21 protein-coding genes and 1 riboswitch are annotated in these 21,214 nt (G+C 40.4%); of the genes, 6 read left to right on the forward strand and 15 right to left on the reverse strand.

The window, feature by feature from the left end:
* Positions 1 to 879: 879 nt before the first annotated feature.
* From FJR77_RS06490 to FJR77_RS06520, 6 genes are all read right to left on the reverse strand, one after another.
* Positions 880 to 2,106, reverse strand: a complete 1,227-nt coding sequence (locus FJR77_RS06490) for a DegT/DnrJ/EryC1/StrS family aminotransferase (RefSeq protein ID WP_140833836.1) — start codon at positions 2,104 to 2,106, stop codon at positions 880 to 882.
* Between the two features lie 42 nt (positions 2,107 to 2,148).
* On the reverse strand, positions 2,149 to 2,841 hold the full coding sequence (locus FJR77_RS06495) for a sugar transferase (protein WP_140833838.1): 693 nt from the start codon (positions 2,839 to 2,841) through the stop codon (positions 2,149 to 2,151).
* 183 nt (positions 2,842 to 3,024) lie between these two features.
* Positions 3,025 to 4,767 (reverse strand): ABC transporter ATP-binding protein, encoded by a 1,743-nt coding sequence (locus FJR77_RS06505; RefSeq protein WP_140833843.1) that lies wholly within the window; start codon positions 4,765 to 4,767, stop codon positions 3,025 to 3,027.
* The gene (locus FJR77_RS06510; protein ID WP_140833845.1) at positions 4,760 to 6,502 is read right to left on the reverse strand and encodes an ABC transporter ATP-binding protein; all 1,743 of its coding nucleotides are present in this window, start codon (positions 6,500 to 6,502) and stop codon (positions 4,760 to 4,762) included. Before FJR77_RS06510 ends, FJR77_RS06505 begins: the two co-directional genes overlap by 8 nt.
* 54 nt (positions 6,503 to 6,556) lie before the next feature.
* Positions 6,557 to 7,192, reverse strand: a complete 636-nt coding sequence (locus FJR77_RS06515; RefSeq protein WP_061759231.1) for a DUF421 domain-containing protein — start codon at positions 7,190 to 7,192, stop codon at positions 6,557 to 6,559.
* Positions 7,189 to 7,644: a DUF3290 family protein gene (locus FJR77_RS06520; protein ID WP_020900359.1), complete on the reverse strand. Its 456-nt coding sequence runs from the start codon at positions 7,642 to 7,644 to the stop codon at positions 7,189 to 7,191. The genes FJR77_RS06515 and FJR77_RS06520 overlap by 4 nt, the downstream gene beginning before the upstream one ends.
* Positions 7,645 to 7,777: 133 nt before the next feature.
* On the opposite strand from FJR77_RS06520, the gene FJR77_RS06525 reads away from it, so the two are divergent.
* The 4 genes from FJR77_RS06525 (at position 7,778) to FJR77_RS06540 (ending at position 11,304) form a co-directional block, all read left to right on the forward strand.
* Positions 7,778 to 8,605, forward strand: coding sequence for an exodeoxyribonuclease III (locus FJR77_RS06525; protein ID WP_101800126.1), 828 nt, complete (start codon positions 7,778 to 7,780; stop codon positions 8,603 to 8,605).
* Between the two features lie 11 nt (positions 8,606 to 8,616).
* Positions 8,617 to 9,003 carry a bleomycin resistance protein gene (locus FJR77_RS06530; RefSeq protein WP_033679765.1) on the forward strand — a complete coding sequence of 129 codons (387 nt, stop codon included), beginning with the start codon at positions 8,617 to 8,619 and terminating at the stop codon, positions 9,001 to 9,003.
* A 232-nt stretch (positions 9,004 to 9,235) separates the two neighbouring features.
* Positions 9,236 to 9,331, forward strand: a riboswitch (purine riboswitch).
* Between the two features lie 129 nt (positions 9,332 to 9,460).
* Entirely contained in the window at positions 9,461 to 10,042 is a 582-nt protein-coding gene (locus FJR77_RS06535) for a xanthine phosphoribosyltransferase (protein WP_140833848.1), read from the forward strand.
* Positions 10,042 to 11,304 (forward strand): nucleobase:cation symporter-2 family protein, encoded by a 1,263-nt coding sequence (locus FJR77_RS06540; RefSeq protein ID WP_140833851.1) that lies wholly within the window; start codon positions 10,042 to 10,044, stop codon positions 11,302 to 11,304. The genes FJR77_RS06535 and FJR77_RS06540 overlap by 1 nt, the downstream gene beginning before the upstream one ends.
* Before the next feature lie 45 nt (positions 11,305 to 11,349).
* On the opposite strand, the gene FJR77_RS06545 is transcribed toward FJR77_RS06540, so the two are convergent.
* The 8 genes from FJR77_RS06545 to FJR77_RS06575 form a co-directional block, all read right to left on the reverse strand.
* Positions 11,350 to 12,258: a type II restriction endonuclease gene (locus FJR77_RS06545; protein ID WP_140833853.1), complete on the reverse strand. Its 909-nt coding sequence runs from the start codon at positions 12,256 to 12,258 to the stop codon at positions 11,350 to 11,352.
* On the reverse strand, positions 12,258 to 12,416 hold the full coding sequence (locus FJR77_RS10170; RefSeq protein WP_004256018.1) for a hypothetical protein: 159 nt from the start codon (positions 12,414 to 12,416) through the stop codon (positions 12,258 to 12,260). Before FJR77_RS10170 ends, FJR77_RS06545 begins: the two co-directional genes overlap by 1 nt.
* A gap of 15 nt (positions 12,417 to 12,431) precedes the next feature.
* Positions 12,432 to 13,235 (reverse strand): hypothetical protein, encoded by an 804-nt coding sequence (locus FJR77_RS06550; RefSeq protein ID WP_140833855.1) that lies wholly within the window; start codon positions 13,233 to 13,235, stop codon positions 12,432 to 12,434.
* Complete coding sequence (locus FJR77_RS06555) at positions 13,219 to 14,031, reverse strand: DNA-methyltransferase (protein ID WP_140833858.1); 813 nt, start codon at positions 14,029 to 14,031, stop codon at positions 13,219 to 13,221. The genes FJR77_RS06550 and FJR77_RS06555 overlap by 17 nt, the downstream gene beginning before the upstream one ends.
* Complete coding sequence (locus FJR77_RS06560; protein ID WP_140833860.1) at positions 14,021 to 14,875, reverse strand: DNA adenine methylase; 855 nt, start codon at positions 14,873 to 14,875, stop codon at positions 14,021 to 14,023. The genes FJR77_RS06555 and FJR77_RS06560 overlap by 11 nt, the downstream gene beginning before the upstream one ends.
* Positions 14,876 to 15,031: 156 nt before the next feature.
* A complete protein-coding gene (locus FJR77_RS06565) occupies positions 15,032 to 15,436 on the reverse strand; it encodes a PaaI family thioesterase (RefSeq protein ID WP_140833862.1) in 405 nt (134 codons plus the stop codon).
* Positions 15,437 to 15,505: 69 nt separating this feature from the next.
* Positions 15,506 to 16,987 carry a UDP-glucose--hexose-1-phosphate uridylyltransferase gene (locus FJR77_RS06570; RefSeq protein ID WP_140833864.1) on the reverse strand — a complete coding sequence of 494 codons (1,482 nt, stop codon included), beginning with the start codon at positions 16,985 to 16,987 and terminating at the stop codon, positions 15,506 to 15,508.
* An 18-nt stretch (positions 16,988 to 17,005) separates the two neighbouring features.
* Positions 17,006 to 18,184, reverse strand: coding sequence for a galactokinase (locus tag FJR77_RS06575; protein ID WP_140833866.1), 1,179 nt, complete (start codon positions 18,182 to 18,184; stop codon positions 17,006 to 17,008).
* A gap of 164 nt (positions 18,185 to 18,348) precedes the next feature.
* Between FJR77_RS06575 and galR the strand changes: the two genes are divergently transcribed.
* Complete coding sequence (galR, locus tag FJR77_RS06580) at positions 18,349 to 19,353, forward strand: DNA-binding transcriptional regulator GalR (protein ID WP_140833868.1); 1,005 nt, start codon at positions 18,349 to 18,351, stop codon at positions 19,351 to 19,353.
* Positions 19,354 to 19,414: 61 nt separating this feature from the next.
* Here galR and FJR77_RS06585 read toward each other — a convergent pair whose 3' ends face one another.
* Positions 19,415 to 20,272 (reverse strand): cation diffusion facilitator family transporter, encoded by an 858-nt coding sequence (locus FJR77_RS06585; protein WP_181146652.1) that lies wholly within the window; start codon positions 20,270 to 20,272, stop codon positions 19,415 to 19,417.
* Between the two features lie 132 nt (positions 20,273 to 20,404).
* Between FJR77_RS06585 and FJR77_RS06590 the strand changes: the two genes are divergently transcribed.
* Positions 20,405 to 20,941, forward strand: coding sequence for a TetR/AcrR family transcriptional regulator (locus FJR77_RS06590; RefSeq protein ID WP_140860084.1), 537 nt, complete (start codon positions 20,405 to 20,407; stop codon positions 20,939 to 20,941).
* Positions 20,942 to 21,214: the final 273 nt, after the last annotated feature.

Consider the following 21,214-nt stretch of genomic DNA (forward strand, 5'->3'; position numbering starts at 1 on the left):
ATATAAATTCCATACCAGAAAATGACACCGCTGTCATTTTCTTTATAATATATTTTTAAATCAAAATTGTCAAGGAATAACACAATAAAATATCAAAATTGTGAAAGCGTGACCATTTATATATCTAACCATACTTCTAATAATTCTTTAACCTTCCATTCAAAAGTGATTACTATCTTTCTTAGCTTGAACATAAAAATATCCTATTCACTGTATTTAAAGCATGTTGACATCTCGTAAAATACTAATTTATAAATACAAGAACAAATATCTTGTCATGCAAGCATTCGCCAGGTATATTTACATGAATATCGTTCATATAGCGGATTGAAATCAAAACAATACAATATATTTCTTAAATAGATTTTCTATAAAAGCTAGATTCAAGCTCTATAAAAATAGACGCAGTTCTTCTAAAATACTGGAATAGGACATATAGATCATTGTAGACACGTGTTTTATAGATTATTTCAAAAGAATGACTAGAACATGAAAAATAGTCTCAAAACTTTGAACAATATTCTGAAAACAAAAAAGAAAGACGCGAGTTTCCACAACCTCATTCGTGGAAACTCGCGTCTTTCAAAAAATAGGGTGAATTGAAAACTAGAACAAGACACTACATTTTCTAAATGATGCCTAATAAAAATTCTAAATGCTACACCAAATTGCTCACATCTCATTTCAAACCATACAGTATATTGAAACTATAAGAGTACACCTTTGCTTCTAAAATATTGCTAGAAATTAATTTGACTATCCTGATTGATTTGTCCTGTTTTTATTTCATTTTACTATAGGACTTTCAATTGAAAACAACAGTTTTACACTCAATTAGACTTTTTAGAAACAGAATCACTATTACTTGACTGTAGTTTGTCATTTTTTTGATGAAGTTAGCACTTTTTCAGAAACTGTTTTGAAAGTCTCAATGATATAGTCCACTTCTTCATCGCTTAATTTAGTGTGAAGAGGGAGCGTAATTTCATTTTCAAAGAAGGTATAAGCCTTAGGATAATTCGCCATATCAAAACCAAGATTCTTATAAGCTGTCAAGAGCGGAAGTGGCTTGTAATGTACGTTACTTGCAATTCCTGCTTTAGCCAGTTCTTGGATAATAAGATTGCGTTCTTCTAAGCTCGCTCCTTCTACATGGGTGATATAGAGATGGCGTGAAGATTCGACAGTTTCAGTCTTATGTGCCAAAGGATGAATGCGAGAACCTGCAAAACCACGATCATAACGGTCCACGATGTCCTTACGACGTTGCAACAAACTTGGGTAACGGTCCAATTGTACCAAACCAAGTGAAGCCATGATATCGGTCATGTTACACTTATAGGCTGGTGTGACGATATCGTATTCCCATGAACCCAGTTGCATCTTAGCAAGTGCATCCTTAGTTTGACCATGAAGGGAAAGAATTTGGAATTCCTTGTACATCTCTTCGTCGTCAATCGCTGGATTGGCTTTCCAAGTCGCACTTCCACCTTCTGCCGTTGTAAAGTTCTTAACGGCGTGGAAAGAGAAGGAAGTAAAGTCAGCGATAGAACCAGCTGGTTGTCCTTTATATGTAGATCCCAAAGCATGGGCACTATCAGAAACAATCACGATACGGTTAAAGGCCTTTTGCCACTTGCTTGAAGCAGTAAAGAGATCACGTTTTTTCTCCACAACTTGGAATAAACGGTCATAGTCGCAAACAATCCCCGCAAGTTCAACTGGAATAATCACCTTAGTCTTTTCAGTAATGGCTTGCTCCAGCAAGTCATAGTCCATCTCAAACGTATCTGCTTGGATATCCACCATGACAGGTGTTGCTCCTACGTGAGTGATGACACTACATGAAGCTGTATAGGTCATGGCTGGAACGATGACTTCATCACCAGGTCCCACTTCCAAGACGCGCAAAATCAACTCAAGAGCGGCAGTTGCAGAATTGAGGCAGACAGTCTTAGGCGTCTGTGTGTATTGAGACAAGCGACGCTCCAGTTCTTTTGTCTTAGGACCTGTTGTAATCCAACCAGAACGCAGAGTGTCTGCTACTTCAGCAATTTCTGCTTCTGTAATATCGGGTGGTGAAAATGGAATATTGTAATTTGGCATTGATTTGCTCCTTTTATCTGTACTCATTTTCTCATGACTACTTTATTTTAGCACTTCAAACACGGTTTGAAACATGATTTTGATGTCTCCAAGGAAACTAAATTCTCGGAGATAAGTGAGGTTATAGCGCATCTTTTCAGGAAGAACATGCTCTATATAGACTTGGTCAACTGACAGGCCTTTATCCGTCATTTGACTGATGATAGTGTCCTCATCCTTATAGTTGATGCTGGCTGGAGAGGTAATCCCTGCTGGTAAAAGCAAGGTCGCCATCATTTCAGGGCTATACTGCTCTGTGTAACGTGGAACTTCAGGACGCGTCCCTACAAAGGACATCTCGCCTTTAAGAACATTGACCAACTGAGGCAGTTCATCCAAACGGACACGGCGGATAAAATTGCCAACCTTGGTAATGCGGCTATCGTTAGCAGAAGTCACCAGACTCCCTTTTTTATCCGCATCCGTCACCATGGTACGGAACTTCCAAATCTTGAAAGGTCGATTGTACTGGGTCACGCGCTCTTGTTTGTAAATCACTGGCCCCTTGCTATCCAACTTGATCCATATGCTCAAGATGAGAAAGATAGGAGAGGTCAGAACCAGTAAGACCAAGGCTAGGACCCAGTCCAAGCAACGCTTGAAAATCAGCGAACCCTTCCTTTTAGAGACAAGCTGGTAGTAAGACTCAACCTCGCTTGATTTCATTTCCACGGGCAAGTCTTCCCATTTCAGCATGCTGTTTCTCCTTTGTGTTTATTATACTATTTGTCAACATTTTTCATTATACCACAAAATGGAAAAGGCGGTGAAAGAAATCTGTAATTTGAAGGATTTCCTTCTTACACTCAATGAAAATCAAAGTACAGCTTTGAGGTTGTGTATAAAATTGACCTGGTTTGAAGAGATTTTCAAAGAGTATTAAGACATAGCACCCGCCTGCAAACTATACATCTTGTGATAGGTTCCTCCCAAAGCCAAGAGTTCCTCATGGGTTCCACTCTCGATAATGCGCCCCTTGTCCAAAACATAGATACAGTTGGCATCTTGTATGGTCGAAAGGCGGTGAGCGATAGCGATGGTTGTTCGTCCCTGTCTCATCTTCGCCAGAGAAGCTTGAACCAAGCTTTCTGTTTCAGAGTCAATATTGGCTGTCGCTTCATCCAAAATCAGGATTTTAGGTTGACTAGCAACCGTTCGAGCAAAGGCAAGAAGCTGGCGTTGACCAGTAGAGAAGCTCGAACCACGCTCAGACACAGGGGAGTCGTAACCCTGCGGAAGTTCCTGAATAAAGGAATCTGCATCCACAAAGGTAGCCGCAGCCTGAACCTGATCATCACTGATATCTTGGTACATGGCGATATTGGACTTAATGGTTCCATGATAGAGGAAGGGATCCTGCAAGACTAAACCAATGTTTTTTCTCAGTTCTTCTTGACTGTAATTCCTGATATCCACATCATCCAAGAGAACTCTCCCTGACTGGAATTCATAAAAGCGCATGAGGACATTGATAATAGACGATTTCCCAGAACCTGTATGACCCACAAAAGCAATGGTTTCACCCTTGTTAACGGAGAAGGAAATGTCATCCAGAATCGGATGTTTCCCATCATATGAGAAGCACACATGTTCAAAACGAATATTGCCTTCTTTTACCACAGCCTGGCCATCTTCTTGAAGCGGCTCATAAGTCCTCTCATCGATTAAGGCAAAGACACGACCTGCAGAAACCATAGAAGTTTGCAGGGTTGAAAAGTTTTGCGTCACCTCAATTAAAGGGTCAAAGAGTCGATTGATATACTGGATAAAGGCATACATGGTCCCTGCTGTTATTCCCAGATAAAGTCCACGATAGCCAAAGTAGGCCATCAAGACAGCATAGCCTAGGAGTTTAAGTAAACTCATGGCAGGGCGCAAAAAGAGGGCATCCAAGGCTACAGAACGGTAGGCATAGACCAAGTGTTCTTGGTTGATTTCATCAAACTCTGACTGTAGGCGCTTCTCTTGATTAAAGGCCTGGATTATTCTGATTCCCTCAATGTTTTCAGCCAGCTTGCTATTGATATCTGACAAGAGACTTCTGGTTTTCTCAATGATTTTCACTGATTTTTTCCGATAGAGATTGACCAAAAGGAAAATCAAGGGGAGAAAGAGCAAGACTAATGCTGTCAAACGAAAATCCAACACCAACATGGTATAAAGAGTTGTCAGAAAGATGAAAACTGCTGAGATAAAGCTAGATAAAATCCCCGAAAACATATCACTAATAGTCTCGGTGTCATTTGTCAAACGAGAGACGATAGAGCCTGCTGGCGTCTTATCAAAATAAGACATACCCAGTTTTTCCATATTGGCAAAGGCATCACGACGAATATCCCTAACAATACTGTAGGACACCCGTGCAAAGAGAAGATTACCGACATACTGTACCATAGTTTGTAGGATATAAAGGCCATAGTAGACTAGTAAAATTGTCACAGCAAGTTGGTTGAGATTGCTCAGATACTGGTCAATGAAGTGGGAAGCCACAAGGGGAATAACGCTTTTAATGACCGTAGTCGCTAGGAGAAAACTAAGTGCTAAAAAGGTCAGGAGTCCATAGGGCTTAAGATAGGACATCAAGCGCTTCAATACAGCCCATTGTTCTTTCTTATTATGCATCTTCTTCTCCTTTCATTTCCAACTGCTGAGACTGGTAGGTTTGGGCATACCAGCCATCCATGGCTAGCAGATCTTCATGCGTACCCCGTTCGATAATTTGACCATTTTGTAGAACCAAGATCAGATCTGCATGAACAACCGCACTCAGGCGATGAGCCGTAATAATGGTTGTCTTGTCCTTTCGCGTCTCCTTAAGGTTGTCGATAATCGCATACTCCGTCTTGGCATCCACAGCCGACAAAGAATCATCTAAAATCAAGATATCAGGGTCTAAAATCATGGCCCGACTCATGGCCAGACGTTGCTTTTGACCACCTGAGAGACTGACTCCCTTTTCACCAATCAACGTATTAAATCCTTGGGGCATGGCTACAATATCTTGATAAACTTGGGCTAACTTGGTCACTTCCTCGACTGCTGAAAGAGGCAAATCAGGATTTCCAAAGCGAATATTGTCTAAGATAGAGGTCGCAAAGAGGAATTGATCCTGAGGAACGTAGCCCATGAGACTTCGAAGGTCTGTCAGACGATAGTCACGAATATTATGACCGTTTAGGTAAATAGCACCCTTATCCACATCGTATTCACGCAAGAGAAGCTTGATCAAGGAAGTTTTTCCAGAGCCTGTCTGACCAACCAAGCCCAGAGTTTGCCCTTTTTCCAAACTAAAGCAAACATTTGTCAGTGTTTCCTCATTTTCAAAGGCAAAGCTATCAATGGCATACTGCAAGCGCCCATTTTCAATACTGTCTATAGGAAACTCAGGGTCTTGTACAGGTGATTCCTGAGACAACAGTTCCTCAATCCGCTGGTAAGAAACCTTCCCTCGCTGGGTAATATTAAAGAGGAAGCCGATGGCCATGAGAGGCCAAACCAGCATATCCAAGTAGCTGATAAAGGTAACTAGATTCCCAACCGTGATTTGCCCTTTCTGAACCATCAAGGAGCCGACCAAAAGCGTTAAAACATAGGAGGAACCAACAAACAAGAGAACCATGGGGTCAAAGAGACTATCGTATTTCATGGTTTGCAGGTTCTTTTGGAAGGTCAATTCATTGACTGCCTGAAAAGACTTCAACTCGTCCGCCTGATAACCGAAAGACTTGGTTACTTTAATACCTGATACGGACTCCTGTACCTTGTTATTGAGTTCAGAAAAAGCAGCTTGGGATTCGCCAAAGGCCTTGTGGGTCTTTCTTCCCAAACGACTGGTCGCATAAGCCATAAAAGGCAGGGGTAGAATGGCAACCAAGGTCATCTGCCAAGAAATGCTAAAGAGCATGGTCAACAAAGTCACCAGAGCCGTGATAGAGGCATCCACCGCAGACATGACTCCTCCACCTGCGAGACGGGTTAAGGCATTGATATCGTTGGTGGCATGCGCCATCAGGTCCCCCGTCCGATAAGTTTGATAAAAGGCTGGAGACATTTTTGTGAAATGCTCAAATAAGCGAGAGCGCATAATCTGTCCCAAACGGTAGGAAGTACCGAGGATATACATACGCCAAACATAGCGCAGATAGTACATCCCAAAGGCTGCAAGAAGCAAGTAAAATAGGGCAAGAAGGAGGTCCTGCTGGGTTAATTGCCCCGATGTGATGGCATCAATGACCCTCCCCATAACCATTGGGGGAATGAGGTTGAGGACGGAAACCAAGACCAGGGCCACAATCCCGACTAAATAACGGCGTTTTTCTAACTTGAAAAACCACCAAAGTTTTTGAATAATGGACATAACATCCCTTTCTGATTGCAAATAGAAACCTGAGGCCAAGACCCCAGGTTTTTCTTATTCATAGGTTACGACTGTGACCGCACCCTTGTCATACTCAGCGATAAAGATATTAGCTACATTGTCATGTCCTTGCTTGTTGAGGTTATCAAGCAACCACTCTTCGCTACGACCAATCGATTCCAAGACATCAACTTGGATCACACCGTCAGTCACAACTGGATACTTAGGATTTTCATCTCCCATTTGGACCACGATGAGTTGGCCATTTTGCTCCTGCACAGCGCGTTTGACCTGCTTCATCTGGAAAATCCCTTGGCTACGAAGCTTGAGGGCTACTTCCGCTGCAGACAAGCCAACTGAACGACAGGCTTCTGGGTCAATCTGACCATTTTTGATGAGGAGAGTTGGCTTACCATCAATCAAGCGTTTGACAAAATGAACATTGTTACTAAGCCACTTGAGGGTCAAGACCAAAATCGTCCACATCATCAAAATCACTGCGTACTGGAGAATGCTAATAGAACTATTGTAAATCACCCCACCGATAATACCACCGAGAACATAGTTCTGAATTTGGTCTGTCGCAGAGTTAGGTGCTAGGTTCCCCTTTCCTGTCACATTGATAACAAAAACAAGCGAGAAGAGCCCTAAGGCCAGTTTGATTAAAATTTCCATATAATTGAGTGTCATTTGTTTACCTCCACCAATTCAATAGCATCTGTTTGATGCAATTCTAATTTCTCTAAAAGATACTTGTCTGGTTGGCTCCCGTTCATGGCACGATAGACATTTGAACCTACCTTGACAAGCGCTCCATCAGTGGCTGCAGAAGTATTGACATAGACTTCTGATTTATCCACTCCCAAGTCTTTGGAAACAACCTCTATGAAATGAAGGGAGGTTTGAAATTGATTGTTAGAGGCTTGATTGGTCTGGTATTTTGAAATTGTCACTAAAAGCATGGCCACTAAGGTCAAGGCCAAAATCATGACCAATTCCCGAAACTTAGTCCCCTTTTTATCTCGATAGGCCTTAAAGGCAAAAAATCCTGTGATAGCTAGGAGAACAATTCCAAAGCCAATCATGATTCCATTTTGTTGACTGATTTGGCTAAGCACATAGTCATATGAGTAAAATTTCATTTATTTTCACTCCCTTTCATAAAATCATTCTTCATTATAAACGAAAGAGAGTGATTTTTCAAGCCATACGTTGGGGAAATAGACCTTTTTTTGGTATAATAAAATCTATAATCTGAATGAAAAAGGTAACTTTATGAAACTCATCTCATGGAATATTGATTCCCTCAATGCTGCCCTAACTAGTGACTCAGCTCGCGCGAAATTATCCCAAGAAGTCCTACAAACCTTGGTCGCTGAAAATGCTGATATCATCGCTATCCAAGAAACCAAGCTTTCTGCCAAAGGCCCTACAAAGAAACACTTGGAAATTTTAGAAGAACTCTTCCCAGGCTACGAAAACACGTGGCGCTCTTCCCAAGAGCCTGCCCGTAAAGGCTATGCTGGAACCATGTTCCTTTATAAGAAAGAACTCACACCCACTGTCACTTTCCCAGAAATCGGTGCCCCTTCTACCATGGACTTAGAAGGTCGTATCATCACTCTAGAATTTGATGAATTTTTCGTTACCCAAGTTTACACTCCAAACGCTGGCGACGGTCTCAAACGCTTGGAAGAACGTCAGGTCTGGGATGTCAAATATGCGGAATACTTGGCTGAACTAGACAAAGAAAAACCAGTCCTTGCAACCGGTGACTACAATGTGGCCCACAATGAGATCGACCTTGCAAATCCTGCTAGCAACCGCCGTTCACCTGGATTTACCGACGAGGAGCGTGCTGGATTTACCAACCTCTTGGCAACTGGATTTACCGATACTTTCCGTCATGTTCACGGCGATGTTCCAGAACGCTACACTTGGTGGGCACAGCGCAGCAAGACTTCTAAAATCAACAATACAGGCTGGAGAATCGACTACTGGCTGACAAGCAACCGCGTGGCTGACAAGGTCACTAAATCCGATATGATTGACTCAGGTGCTCGCCAAGACCACACACCCATTGTCATGGAGATTGAACTCTAAGGAGAAAGTGAATGGACTATCAAGCTGTCATTCCTGAATTTGTAGTATCTGACATCGAAAAATCACGTCACTTCTACTGCGACCTGCTAGGATTCTCTGTCGAATACGAGCGTCCAGAGGAGAAATTTCTCTTCCTCTCGCTTGAAGACTGCCAACTTATGCTAGAAGAAGGCAGCACAGAAGAATTAGCTCAGCTGACCTATCCTTTCGGGCGCGGTGTCAATATTTCCTTTGGTATTGCAGATGTTCCTCAGCTCCACCAAAAACTGCTGGAGGCAAACTATCCTATCCATCGTCCCCTGACAAAAAGAGAATTTCGAGTAGGAGATAGCTTTATATATCCCTATGAATTTGCGATTTTGGATCCAGATGGCTATTTTTTAAGATTTAGTGAGTAGAATATTAAAGATTGGAAAAAAGTCTTTAAAATTAGAAAAAGGCATGTTGTCAGGTGTTTAAAAACTTAATAATATGCCTTTTATAATGGAAAAACCTTCTAAATGTTAGTCAATAAGTTAATTTTCGCCCATTTTTATTATATTTGTTCGTTTTTTAAACCAAAACACTAACAAAACATTTGATTTTTAAAGTTATTTAGTGTAAAATAAAAACATTGGCTCAAGCCTATTTAAAATTGAATATCGTTTTACTTGTTTATGTCGTGAATTGGCACGACGTTTCTACAAGGTGCCGGAACACCTAACAATAAGTAAGTCAGAAGTGAGGTATGGTCGTTTTTGCCATGCCTATTTTGGGGACTTACTTAGAGATTAAGTAGGTCCTTTTTCTATCAGTTTTACTAGATAGAAATCTGAAACAAGTAAATGGATTGGCTTTTAGACTTTAGGAGGTCTTATGAAATTATTAGAAGAGCGCATCCTCAAGGATGGGCATATCTTGGGTGATAACATCCTCAAGGTGGATTCCTTTTTAACCCACCAAGTTGACTTTAGCCTGATGCGAGAGATTGGTAAGGTTTTTGCGGCAAAATTCGCTGCTGCTGGCATTACCAAGGTTGTGACCATTGAAGCGTCAGGCATTGCACCAGCCGTTTTTACAGCTGAAGCCTTAAACGTTCCCATGATTTTCGCTAAAAAAGCTAAAAACATTACTATGAACGAAGGAATCTTAACTGCCCAAGTCTACTCCTTTACCAAGCAGGTGACTAGCACCGTTTCCATCGCTGGAAAATTCCTCTCACCCGAGGACAAGGTCTTGATTATTGACGATTTCCTTGCTAACGGCCAAGCAGCTAAAGGTTTGATTCAAATCATCGAACAAGCCGGTGCTAGAGTCGAAGCTATCGGTATCGTGATTGAAAAATCCTTCCAAGATGGCCGTGATTTGCTTGAAAAAGCAGGCTATCCTGTCCTATCACTCGCTCGTTTGGATCGTTTTGAAAATGGTCAAGTTATTTTTAAGGAGGCAGATCTCTAATGCAAACTCAAGAAAAACATTCGCAAGCAGCCGTTCTTGGCTTGCAACACTTACTAGCCATGTACTCAGGATCCATTCTGGTTCCTATCATGATTGCGACAGCCCTTGGCTATTCAACTGAGCAGTTGACCTACCTGATTTCCACAGATATCTTCATGTGTGGGGTCGCAACCTTCCTCCAACTCCAACTCAACAAATACTTTGGGATTGGACTTCCAGTCGTTCTTGGAGTTGCCTTCCAGTCGGTAGCTCCCTTGATTATGATTGGACAAAGCCATGGTAGTGGCGCTATGTTTGGAGCCCTTATTGCATCAGGGATTTACGTGGTTCTTGTTTCAGGCATCTTCTCAAAAGTGGCCAATCTCTTCCCATCTATCGTAACAGGATCTGTTATTACCACGATTGGTTTAACCTTGATCCCTGTCGCTATTGGAAATATGGGAAATAACGTTCCAGAACCAACTGGTCAAAGTCTCTTGCTTGCAGCTATCACTGTTCTGATTATCCTCTTGATTAACATCTTTACCAAAGGATTTATCAAGTCTATCTCCATTTTGATTGGTCTAGTTGTTGGAACTGCCATCGCTGCTACTATGGGCTTGGTGGACTTCTCTCCTGTTGCGGCAGCACCGCTTGTCCATGTCCCAACTCCTCTCTACTTTGGAATGCCAACCTTTGAAATCTCATCTATTATCATGATGTGTATCATCGCAACGGTGTCTATGGTTGAGTCAACTGGTGTTTATCTGGCCTTGTCTGATATCACGAAATACCCAATCGACAGCACGCGCCTGCGCAACGGTTACCGCGCAGAAGGTTTGGCCGTACTTCTCGGAGGAATCTTTAACACCTTCCCTTACACAGGATTTTCACAAAACGTTGGTTTGGTTAAATTATCAGGCATTAAGACTCGCCTGCCAATCTACTACGCAGCTGGTTTCCTCGTTCTCCTTGGACTCCTACCTAAGTTTGGTGCCCTTGCCCAAATCATTCCAAGCCCTGTCCTCGGTGGTGCCATGCTGGTGATGTTTGGTTTTGTATCTATTCAAGGGATGCAAATCCTCGCCCGCGTTGACTTTGCTAACAATGAACACAACTTCCTTATCGCAGCTGTTTCAATCGCTGCAGGTGTCGGACTCAACAACAGTAATCTATTTGTCAGCATGCCGACAGCCTTCCAAATGTTCTTCTCAAATGGAATCGTTGTAGCCAGCCTACTCGCTATTGTACTCAATGCCGTATTAAATCATAAAAAGAAATAAGAAAAAGAGGTGTGAGCCTCTTTTTTGTTTATAGCTAATGAACAATTATTGTAAAAATAAATCAGCTAAAAATCCTTCTCTCAACATTTCTAAGTTAAACACATTAGTAATATGACTAAATGCTTCAGCTAGTGGTAAGTGCGCTGTTTTCCATCCTTGACCATCAGTAACCCAAACAAATTCAACATCGTCATCTGAGGTAATAATAAATTGACTAAGTTCAGTAAACTCTCCAGCAACCGCTTTTAATTTACTTCCTCCTCCGCCATAGTAATTCGTTTCAATCAGCCAAACCTTATGTTTTTCTCGGGAATAAACTGCAACATCAAATCTTCTCTCAGACTTATCAACAGGTACTTTAATCCCCCACTTATCTTTAATATATTGAGCTGTAGCTTGAGCTTTCCAATCCAATTTTTGTTCCTGAGAAATTTTTGCTACGTGTCTCTCTAAAATTCCCTCCATGGTTGTCCCACTTCGGTTTTTTCGTGCATTGCTATCTAATCCAGTCTCCACTCCATAAACATAATCAACTAATGAACGATTAGCATGTTGTTGTAAAAAATTTAATAAACCGGATTGCTCAATAAATTTCATGTAATCATCTATTCTACTAGTGTCTATCGTTTTGAAATCCAATTGTTCAAAAGACATATTATCGTTTTCATCTATTGTTAAAACATCTAAAACTTTATCACGACTTGCAATCAGACTAGGAATTGCTTTTAATAAATTAGGTTGTTTAGTGAACAAGTCAAGAGCTTCTATATAAATATCATCTTTACCAATTAAATAGTTTAAAGTGTTCAACTCTAGTTCATACTTCTTTGTCTCACGATCAACTTTCTCCCAATTTACATAATAATCAGGAGTACGGTTGGTTACAGAAAGAGTATTTAAAAATTGTTTCAAACGCTCTTCATGTGAAAAATTAATATATTTTTGTAAGTTCATTACCGACACTCCTTACACCAAGATTGATTTCTAATATTATCATTCCCCATATTACGGTATCCAAAATCATCAATTGACTTTTCTTCACCACAATGAGGACAAACTCTTCTCAATACACCATCAATATAATCATCTGCGTTAATCGTAACCTTTACCATAAATAATCTTTCCTTTTAAAAATAATTTTTTTCAACATCTAATTCAATACGGTCTTTCTCAATCTCATTTGTAAAGTACCATCTATCTATTTCTTTCTTATGAATAAACTTAGCACCATTTTTAAACGAATTTGATTCAAGTAACCTTTTTAATTCTCTTTCATTACCAAACAAAACTTCTACATATCTACCAAAGCAGTCCGCTCGTCCCCTGTAATACCAATGTCCTAAAATTTTAGGATAGTTGAGTTCCTCTATTATAGCTATATAACTAATTATATTAATTAATTCCTGAAAAGTATACTTTCCTATACTATCTAATTCGTTTAATACTACATTTAGGTCATTTACTCCTTTTTTCAAGGTATCATCAGTTAAAATATCACTTCCTACTCTACATATATTTGTCAATTTTCCATTATAAATAAAATATTCTTTTAAACAAATATCAAAACTTGTTAAAGGATACTTTGCTATAGTTTTCAGAAAAATATAAAGAATATTCTTTACTAAACTTATTTCATTTTCTGTTTCTGAATATTTTCTTATAATTTCATTGCAAATTGTTTCAAATGTTACATCTTCATTTTCATACTGAATTAAACAATCATATGAATTTCTGTTCAAATGTCTAATTGTATCTGATGCTTTAGCTTTAAAACCATAATATTTCAAAATAATACCTTGTGGTGTCTCCAAAATCTTTGATTTGGGTGGTTCGTGCATTTGAATGGCCTTTGTAAATCCCCCTTCTTCTAATTTTTGAATTAAATCATTTCCAAACTCTTTATATGTCGTATACTCACCTGTTTGAAGCATAAAATTCTCTCTCAATTCTATGTTTAGCTATTTCCAGATATTCTTTTTCAGCATCAATACCTATAAATCTTCTACCTAATCGCTTCGCAACAACACCCGTAGTGCCACTACCAACAAATGGATCTAGAATATAGTCACCCTCTTTAGTAGAGGCTAAAATAATGCGTTCTAACAAATACTCTGGTTTTTGAGTTGGATGTTTCCCAGCCCATTTTTCAACTTTCTTTGTCAAAGAGCCGGTCCAGACATCTTTCATTTGTTTTCCATCATTCAATTCTTTCATTAAATCATAATTGTAGTAATGACGAGCTTTTTTATCATTTTTTCTGGCCCATAAAATGGTTTCAGTAGAATGGGTAAAATAACGACAAGATAAATTGGGGGCAGGGTTTGTTTTCTGCCAAGTAATGTTATTTAGAATTTTAAAACCTTCTTGCTCTAATGCCATTCCAACTGAGTAAATATTATGTAAACTCCCCGAAATCCAAATAGTCCCATTAGGCTTCAAAACTTCTTTTGCTAAACGAATCCATTTACGATTGAATTCGTGCTTTTCCTCAAAGGAAGAAATCTTATCCCAGTCACCTTTATCTACAGATACAACCTGTCCCCCAGAATTTGATATACCACCGTTACTCAAAAAATATGGAGGATCAGCAAAGATCATATCCATGCTTTCTGGTTTCATTTCCGATAATAACTTAAACGTATCTGCATGAACAAGAATCATTTTATCTTTATTATAGTATGGTTTTGTCATTAAAACACCTCCATACTTATATTCGTTATTTTTCATAATTTGTGACTATAATTTCAGAAATTTTTCCTCGACTCGAAGATTTTGCTCCATTAGTTCGGTTAGCTTCAACATAATGGATATTAAAATCTCGATACAACTCCTCTACCAAAAAACTAGAGGAGTTTGACAACATAACATAAGCCCCTGCATCACTCAATTTTTTAAAGGTATCTCTTAATCTTACTTGATCATCATATGAAAACCCCTCATGAGTGTAGGAAGTAAAGGCACTTGTCTCTGACAATGGAATATACGGGGGATCAAAATATACAAAATCCCCTGGTTGAACATCCAAAACAGCCTTTTCAAAATCTCCTTTTTTAATTTCTATTTGATTATTATTCAGATAAGTTGAAATAGCAGATACCAAATTCTCATCAACAATTTTAGGATTTTTATAACGACCATAAGGTACATTAAACTGATTCTTAGAATTCACACGATATAAACCATTAAAGTCTACTCTCAACATATAGAGAATACGTGCTGCCCTTTGTACTTCAGACATCATATCTATTCTTTCATCACGATCAGCAGAACGTAAATCTAAATAATATTCTTTTGAATTATATTCCTGATGAACTTTCAAAATTTCAATCAATTCTCGAGGATTGTCCTTAATTTGTTGATAGCAATTTATTAGTTCAGCGTTAAAATCATTAATAACTGCATCTTTAGGAGCTAAATCAAAAAATAAAGCTCCACCTCCAACAAAAGGTTCGAAATACCTGTTATAAGTTTTAGGCATTAATTCTCTAATAACAGGCAATAATTGTCTTTTACCACCTGTCCATTTCGTGAACGGTTGTAAAGTAATTTCCTTTATTTCTTTTATCTTCATGCTTTTAATTATACCATAGAAATTAAAACACAACTCTTGTATTTTCTACCACATTACTAAATTTTCTATTTTATAATTAAATCATATCAATATCAAAAAATGAGTAAGGCAAATTTTATAAATTCCAAAATTCACCTCACTCTATTAAATTACTCTTTATATCCTCACCTGTCTGTCTTCTGACCGCTGGCCTGTGACAAACATGGTAAAGGTTGCTTTGCAGACATTTCTGCCCTCATGATTGGTAATATCGACATCCACCACACAGGTTGTGCGACCTTGATGGACGCATTCTCCTTTAATAGTCAACACGTCGTCGAGTTTTCCTGCTTTGAGGTAGTTGATAGAAGATTGGAGTGTCACTCCATCAAGTCCCAGAGATATGACCACCAAACCACTGATCTGGTCGCAAAGGGTAAAGAGATAGCCACCATGGGCATTGCCATAGTAGTTGAGCGACGAGTCCACTACTTTTGTTGTCACCACCACGTGACCGTCTCTCATTTGTTCAATTTCGTAATTTTCAAAGGCAGATATAGCGTCAAAATGAAAGTCTTTCATCGTTTCCTCCTAATGTTTCAAACGACACTATGATACTACTTTTTATAGGACTGTGCAAGGAGAAAGCTCCTAGTCTGGCAAAATTCCGACCTGCTCTACAAAGCGCATAAAGGCAGTCTGTCCTTGTTCCGTCTGCTTGTAGACTCCTGCATCCTCAAGCACACGTGCAAAGATAGCTCCCACAGAGTCCTTGACGATTTCAAGGGCTTTTTCTTTATCCGCTAAATCTGGATGTTTGCCTTTGAGCTGGTCTGCCCATTCCTGATGATAATCGGCAACTGTAACAGTTTCTCCTACAAGATAGCTAGCGACTTGCTCCACTTCTACTTTCAGACGAGGTGGCAAGATTGCCAAGCCCATGACCTCAATCAAGCCAATATTTTCCTTCTTGATATGTTGGACATCCTTGTGGGGATGATAGATGCCATCAGGATGTTCTGCTGAAGTCTGATTGTCCCGCAAGACTAAGTCCAACTCAAACTGGCCATCTCGTTTACGGGCTATAGGTGTAATGGTATGGTGTGGTGTTCCATTACTTTCTGCCAAGACTTGCACACTTGGATCTGAATATTGCCGCCATTCTCGCAAAATCTTGTCAGCTAAGTTGATCAAATCTTCTTTGGAAGCCGAAGTCAAACGTAGCACTGACATTGGCCACTTGACAATTCCAGCCTTGACCTGCTCAAAGCCAGCAAATCGGAAAGTCTTTTGCAAGGGAGCCAATTCCATAGGAAAAACATGACGGCCTCCTTGATAGTGGTCATGAGTTAGAATAGAGCCCCCCACGATTGGTAGATCTGCATTTGAACCCGCAAAATAGCCTGGAAACTGCTCTACGATAGCCAACAGACGCTCAAAACTCTGATGACTAATGACCATGGGACGATGCTGGCCATCTAAAAAAATACAGTGCTCATTAAAGTAAGCATAGGGCGAATACTGGAAGCCCCACTCCTGACCAGCCATTTCAAAACGGATAATACGGTGGTTACTGCGAGCTGGGTGGTTGACCCGACCATGGTAGCCCTCATTCTCTAGACAAAGCTGACACTGAGGATAATGGCTAGCTTGCACCAACTTGGCTGCCGCAATCTCTTTGGGATCCTTTTCAGGCTTAGAGAGATTGATGGTGATTTCCAATTCTCCGTAATCAGACGGCACACGATAAGCAATATTCTTAGCAATGGCCTTGAGTTTGATGTAGTCATTTTTCTGGCTAAGTTGGTAAAAATCCGCTATCGCTTTCTCAGGAGATTGGGTGTAGGTTGCCCAGAAATCACGATTAACCTGACTTGGACAAGGGGTCACCAAGTTCATCAGTTCAGCACCAAGAATTTCACGCGCAGTCTGACTATCCTCAATCGTCTCTAATCGAACGGCTTCCTCAACCAGCTGGTCCTTGAGGTCAATCAATTTATCCAGATCCGTCTCAACTTCCAAGACACCATCTCCCACTCGTGCTAAGACACGATTGGTCAGGTAGATTCGATCCATTTCCTCAAATGAACTTTCAGAAATGACATGTGTTACAAATTTATCTACTAAGGTCACTATAGAGCCTCCTTTTGACTAGTCAAGGACGCGAGTGCCACCTGCAACTTCAGCGATATAGAAGCTTGGAGCGTAGCCAACTACTTCCTCGTAGTGTTTGCCTACAGCTTCCTTAAAGGCCTCAACAGTGTCTTTTTGCACCAAGGCAATAGCACAGCCACCAAAACCAGCCCCTGTCATACGAGCACCGAGAACTCCTTCTTGTGCCCAAGCTGTGTGAACAAGAGTATCCAATTCCAAACCAGTTACTTCATAGTCATGCTCTAGGGAAACGTGTGACGCATTCATCAAACGACCAAATGTTTCCAAATCTCCTGCTTGAAGGGCTGCTTGAGCTTTGAGAGTACGTTGGTTTTCAAGCACAGCATGGCGAGCACGTTTCAAACGATTTTCATCTTTAATCAGGTAGCTATATTGGTCAAAGGCCCACTCGTCTAATTCACCCAAAGTCTGAATATCCAAGGCAACTTGCAATTCTTCCACTGCTTTTTCACACTCAGCACGGCGTTCATTGTACTTAGAGTCAGCCAATTCACGGCGTTTATTGGTGTTCATGATAACAACGACATTGTCCTTCAAATCAAGTGGTACCAAATCATACTCTAAAGTGTTAGTATCTAAGTAAATAGCACGTTGATCAGCCCCCATACCGATAGCAAACTGGTCCATGATACCAGAGTTGACTCCGATAAAGTTGTTTTCTGTTTGTTTACCGATTTTAACCAAATCCAAACGGTCTAGTTTTAAATCAAAGAGATGCTCAGCCACGACCCCTGTCAAAAGTTCCAAGGATGCTGAAGAAGACAAGCCAGCACCATTTGGGATATTCCCAAAGACATAAAAATCAAAACCTTTGTCAATCACATGTCCAGCTTCTTGCAAGAAATGAAGAACTCCTTTTGGATAGTTGGTCCAGTTGTGCTCTTTTTCAAACCTGAGATCCGCTAGAGGCACTTCGATGATACCCTTGTCCTCAAAGTTTGCTGAGTAGAAACGCAAGACTTGGTCATCACGTTTGCGAGCAGCCCCATAAGTTCCTAAGGAAATGGCTGCCGGAAATACATGTCCACCATTATAGTCTGTGTGCTCACCAATCAAGTTGATACGACCTGGTGAAAAGAAGGTTTGGTCTGCTTCTTGACCAAAAACAGCAAGAAAGTCTTTACGAAGAGCTTCAGCAGTAAGATGTTGTGTCATATGAATTCTCCTTTTACTGTGCGTTAAGTCACCTTAACGTGTAATCGTTTTCTTCTATTGTATACAAGGGATTTCCTAAGGTCAATCCTTTTTACTAAAATTTTACTAAACTATCGGTAAAAGGCAGAAAAATATGATATACTAACCTTAAAGAAGGAGGATTTATGGCTACCTTAAAAGACATTGCACAGCTAGCCTCTGTCTCTATCGCGACCGTATCCCGTGTCCTCAATCGAGACCAGAGCCTATCTGTTACAGAAAAAACCAGGCACCGTATTTTAACCGTTGCTGAAGAACTGGGCTACACCAAGCACCTCAAGACAGGAGAGTCCCACAAACCCAAGCAAAAGATTGCCATTATCCAATGGGTCAGCGAACAAGGGGAGCTAGATGATCTCTACTACTACCAGATTCGCCTAGGCATAGAAAAAAGAGCCCAAGAGTTGGACTATGATATCTTGCGCTATTTTAATGACCATCCTTTTACCCTGAGCGAGGAAGTGATTGGAATTCTCTGCATCGGAAAGTTTAGCCGAACTCAGATTTCTGCCTTTGAAGAATACCAAAAGCCTCTTGTCTTTCTAGACAGTGATACTCTTTCGCTAGGACATACCTGCATTATCACAGACTTTTACACTGCCATGAAACAGGTTGTCGATTATTTCCTCAGCCAAGGAATGGACCGTATCGGGATTCTAACAGGGCTTGAGGAAACAACAGACCAAGAAGAAATCATTGAGGATAAGCGGCTGGAAAATTTCAGAAACTACAGTCAAACAAAAGGAATCTATCATGATGAACTGGTCTTTCAAGGAAGATTTACCGCCCAGTCTGGCTATGACTTGATGAAGGAGGCTATTCAGAATTTGGGAGACCAACTGCCACCAGCATTTTTTGCAGCTAGCGATAGTTTAGCCATCGGTGCCCTCCGTGCCCTCCAAGAAGCTGGAATCAGCCTACCAGATCGTGTCAGCCTCATTTCCTTTAACGACACTAGTCTGACCAAGCAGGTTTATCCTCCCCTCTCTAGCATCACCGTCTATACCGAGGAAATGGGCCGGGCAGGTATGGATATTCTTAACAAAGAAGTACTCCACGGTCGCAAAATCCCTAGCCTGACCATGCTGGGAACCAGATTGACCTTGAGAGAGAGTACAAGGAATGATTAGAATTACAAAATGACCTCTAGCAAGGCTGTTTCTCTAATAATCTCTATGATTCCGCTCCAACTCACACCTTTCGCTTATGTGCTTGGTGACTTTCTAGGTCAACATCAACTTCAATGGTAATATTTTGAAAGCCACAATCTTTGAGGAAAATTCGAATAGATTCTTTACAAGTTTCCATATGCTCCATCTCTTTTAAACAAACATGGACAATGGCATTTTTTTCCAAACCATCCATAGTCCAGAGATTAAGCTGATTGATACTAGCGACATGGTCCAATTCTGCTAAATCCGTCTTGATCTTCTGGATATCTACTCCTTCTGGCACTGCATCGAGGAATATCTTGAGCGTGCTCCAAAAACGTGGAAGGGCTTTTGACAGAATAAAGAAGGAAATAGCAAGAGACAAGAGCGGATCCAAGATATACCAATCGGTAAATCGAAGAACAATGGCCATCAGGATGACAGCCACCCAACCCAAGGTATCTTCCAGAAAGTGCAGGCTGAGAATGGATTCATTCTTGGTTTGTCCTTTGCGAATGACGAGACTCGCTAGCACATTGATAATAATCGCAATAATTCCTAACCAGAGAATCCCCTCATCATTGACCGATTGTGGATGAAAGATTTTCGCTATATTTTCCAAAATGACCAAAACGGACCCTGTCATAAGAATCACAGCCGTTATCATGGCTCCTAAAAGGCTAAAACGCTTGTAGCCCAAGGTATAGTGGCTGTCTTCTTCACGATTGGAGATACTTTCCAAAAAGACTGAGATCCCAATAGCAATCGCATCTCCCAAGTCATGCACCGAGTCAGCAAGAACTGCACTGGACCCAAACACTCCACCAGCGATAAACTCGACAATGGCATAAGTCAAATTTAAGAAAAAAGCTAGCCAAACAGTATATTTTGCCTTCATATTTCTCATTCCTTTGTTATAATAGATTTATGAACATCTTGTTCATTATCATTATCCACTAAAACTCAAAGAAAGGATAGAAGCAAAAGGTCAGCTTTATTCAGTTCTGAACAATTTGCCTCAAGTGTCCATATGACTAACATTGACCGCCGTACCAGTAAAACAAAAAAAGCCATCTATCAAGCTTTTCTACAACTTTTGAACACTAAGGGCTACGAGGCCACTACTGTTCAGGATATTATTGATCTCGCAGATGTGGGACGTTCTACTTTTTACTGTCACTATGAGAGCAAGGAGCTGCTTCTGGACGAGCTTTGCCGCTACCTATTCCATCATCTTTTTGAAAGAGAGCAAGCCATTTCAACCGAAGATTACCTCGCCCACCTCTTTCTGCATTTTCAGAAAAACCAAAATCATATCACCAGTTTACTATTCTCCAAGAATGACTACTTCCTCCGCCAACTCCAGAGAGAGTTGGAACACCACGTCTACCCCATGCTGGTTGATGATTTGAAAGAAGCACACCCAAGTTTGCCTGCTTCTTATCTCCAACACTTAGTTGTAACCAACTTTATCGAGACATTGACCTGGTGGCTCAAAAAAGGACAAGATTTTACAGTTCAGGAAGTTGTCCAATTTTATCTAGACCTTCTCACTCCTAAAATTTGAATACAGAGTAAAGTTCAGTTGCCTTATTTCTAGGTTACTGAGTTTTTTATCTTTTCAACAACAAAAGAGGACCCGCCGATCCTCTTTTTCATAATATAATACTCTTCGAAAATCTCTTCAAACCACGTCAACGTCGCCTTGCCGTAGATATGTTACTGACTTCGTCAGTCTTATCTACAACCTCAAAGCAGTGCTTTGAGAAACCTATGACTAGTTTCCTAGTTTGCTCTTTGATTTTCATTGAGTATAAAACCCTTTATTATCAACTCTATC

The sequence above is a fragment of the Streptococcus shenyangsis genome, assembly GCF_006385785.1.
In the GTDB taxonomy this organism is placed as follows: Bacteria; Bacillota; Bacilli; order Lactobacillales; family Streptococcaceae; genus Streptococcus; species Streptococcus shenyangsis.

Excerpts from the sequence above, each read along its gene's own strand:
- FJR77_RS06510 (WP_140833845.1), bottom strand. The coding sequence starts at position 6,502 with ATGTCCATTATTCAAAAACTTTGGTGGTTTTTCAAGTTAGAAAAACGC.
- FJR77_RS06575 (WP_140833866.1), bottom strand. The coding sequence starts at position 18,184 with ATGACACAACATCTTACTGCTGAAGCTCTTCGTAAAGACTTTCTTGCT.
- FJR77_RS06560 (WP_140833860.1), bottom strand. The coding sequence starts at position 14,875 with ATGAAGATAAAAGAAATAAAGGAAATTACTTTACAACCGTTCACGAAA.
- FJR77_RS06550 (WP_140833855.1), bottom strand. The coding sequence starts at position 13,235 with ATGCTTCAAACAGGTGAGTATACGACATATAAAGAGTTTGGAAATGAT.
- FJR77_RS06515 (WP_061759231.1), bottom strand. The coding sequence starts at position 7,192 with ATGACACTCAATTATATGGAAATTTTAATCAAACTGGCCTTAGGGCTC.
- FJR77_RS06505 (WP_140833843.1), bottom strand. The coding sequence starts at position 4,767 with ATGCATAATAAGAAAGAACAATGGGCTGTATTGAAGCGCTTGATGTCC.
- FJR77_RS06540 (WP_140833851.1), top strand. The coding sequence starts at position 10,042 with ATGCAAACTCAAGAAAAACATTCGCAAGCAGCCGTTCTTGGCTTGCAA.
- FJR77_RS06545 (WP_140833853.1), bottom strand. The coding sequence starts at position 12,258 with ATGAACTTACAAAAATATATTAATTTTTCACATGAAGAGCGTTTGAAA.
- FJR77_RS06585 (WP_181146652.1), bottom strand. The coding sequence starts at position 20,272 with ATGAAGGCAAAATATACTGTTTGGCTAGCTTTTTTCTTAAATTTGACT.
- galR (WP_140833868.1), top strand. The coding sequence starts at position 18,349 with ATGGCTACCTTAAAAGACATTGCACAGCTAGCCTCTGTCTCTATCGCG.
- FJR77_RS06490 (WP_140833836.1), bottom strand. The coding sequence starts at position 2,106 with ATGCCAAATTACAATATTCCATTTTCACCACCCGATATTACAGAAGCA.
- FJR77_RS06530 (WP_033679765.1), top strand. The coding sequence starts at position 8,617 with ATGGACTATCAAGCTGTCATTCCTGAATTTGTAGTATCTGACATCGAA.
- FJR77_RS06555 (WP_140833858.1), bottom strand. The coding sequence starts at position 14,031 with ATGAAAAATAACGAATATAAGTATGGAGGTGTTTTAATGACAAAACCA.
- FJR77_RS06590 (WP_140860084.1), top strand. The coding sequence starts at position 20,405 with ATGACTAACATTGACCGCCGTACCAGTAAAACAAAAAAAGCCATCTAT.
- FJR77_RS06495 (WP_140833838.1), bottom strand. The coding sequence starts at position 2,841 with ATGCTGAAATGGGAAGACTTGCCCGTGGAAATGAAATCAAGCGAGGTT.
- FJR77_RS06565 (WP_140833862.1), bottom strand. The coding sequence starts at position 15,436 with ATGAAAGACTTTCATTTTGACGCTATATCTGCCTTTGAAAATTACGAA.
- FJR77_RS10170 (WP_004256018.1), bottom strand. The coding sequence starts at position 12,416 with ATGGTAAAGGTTACGATTAACGCAGATGATTATATTGATGGTGTATTG.
- FJR77_RS06520 (WP_020900359.1), bottom strand. The coding sequence starts at position 7,644 with ATGAAATTTTACTCATATGACTATGTGCTTAGCCAAATCAGTCAACAA.
- FJR77_RS06535 (WP_140833848.1), top strand. The coding sequence starts at position 9,461 with ATGAAATTATTAGAAGAGCGCATCCTCAAGGATGGGCATATCTTGGGT.
- FJR77_RS06525 (WP_101800126.1), top strand. The coding sequence starts at position 7,778 with ATGAAACTCATCTCATGGAATATTGATTCCCTCAATGCTGCCCTAACT.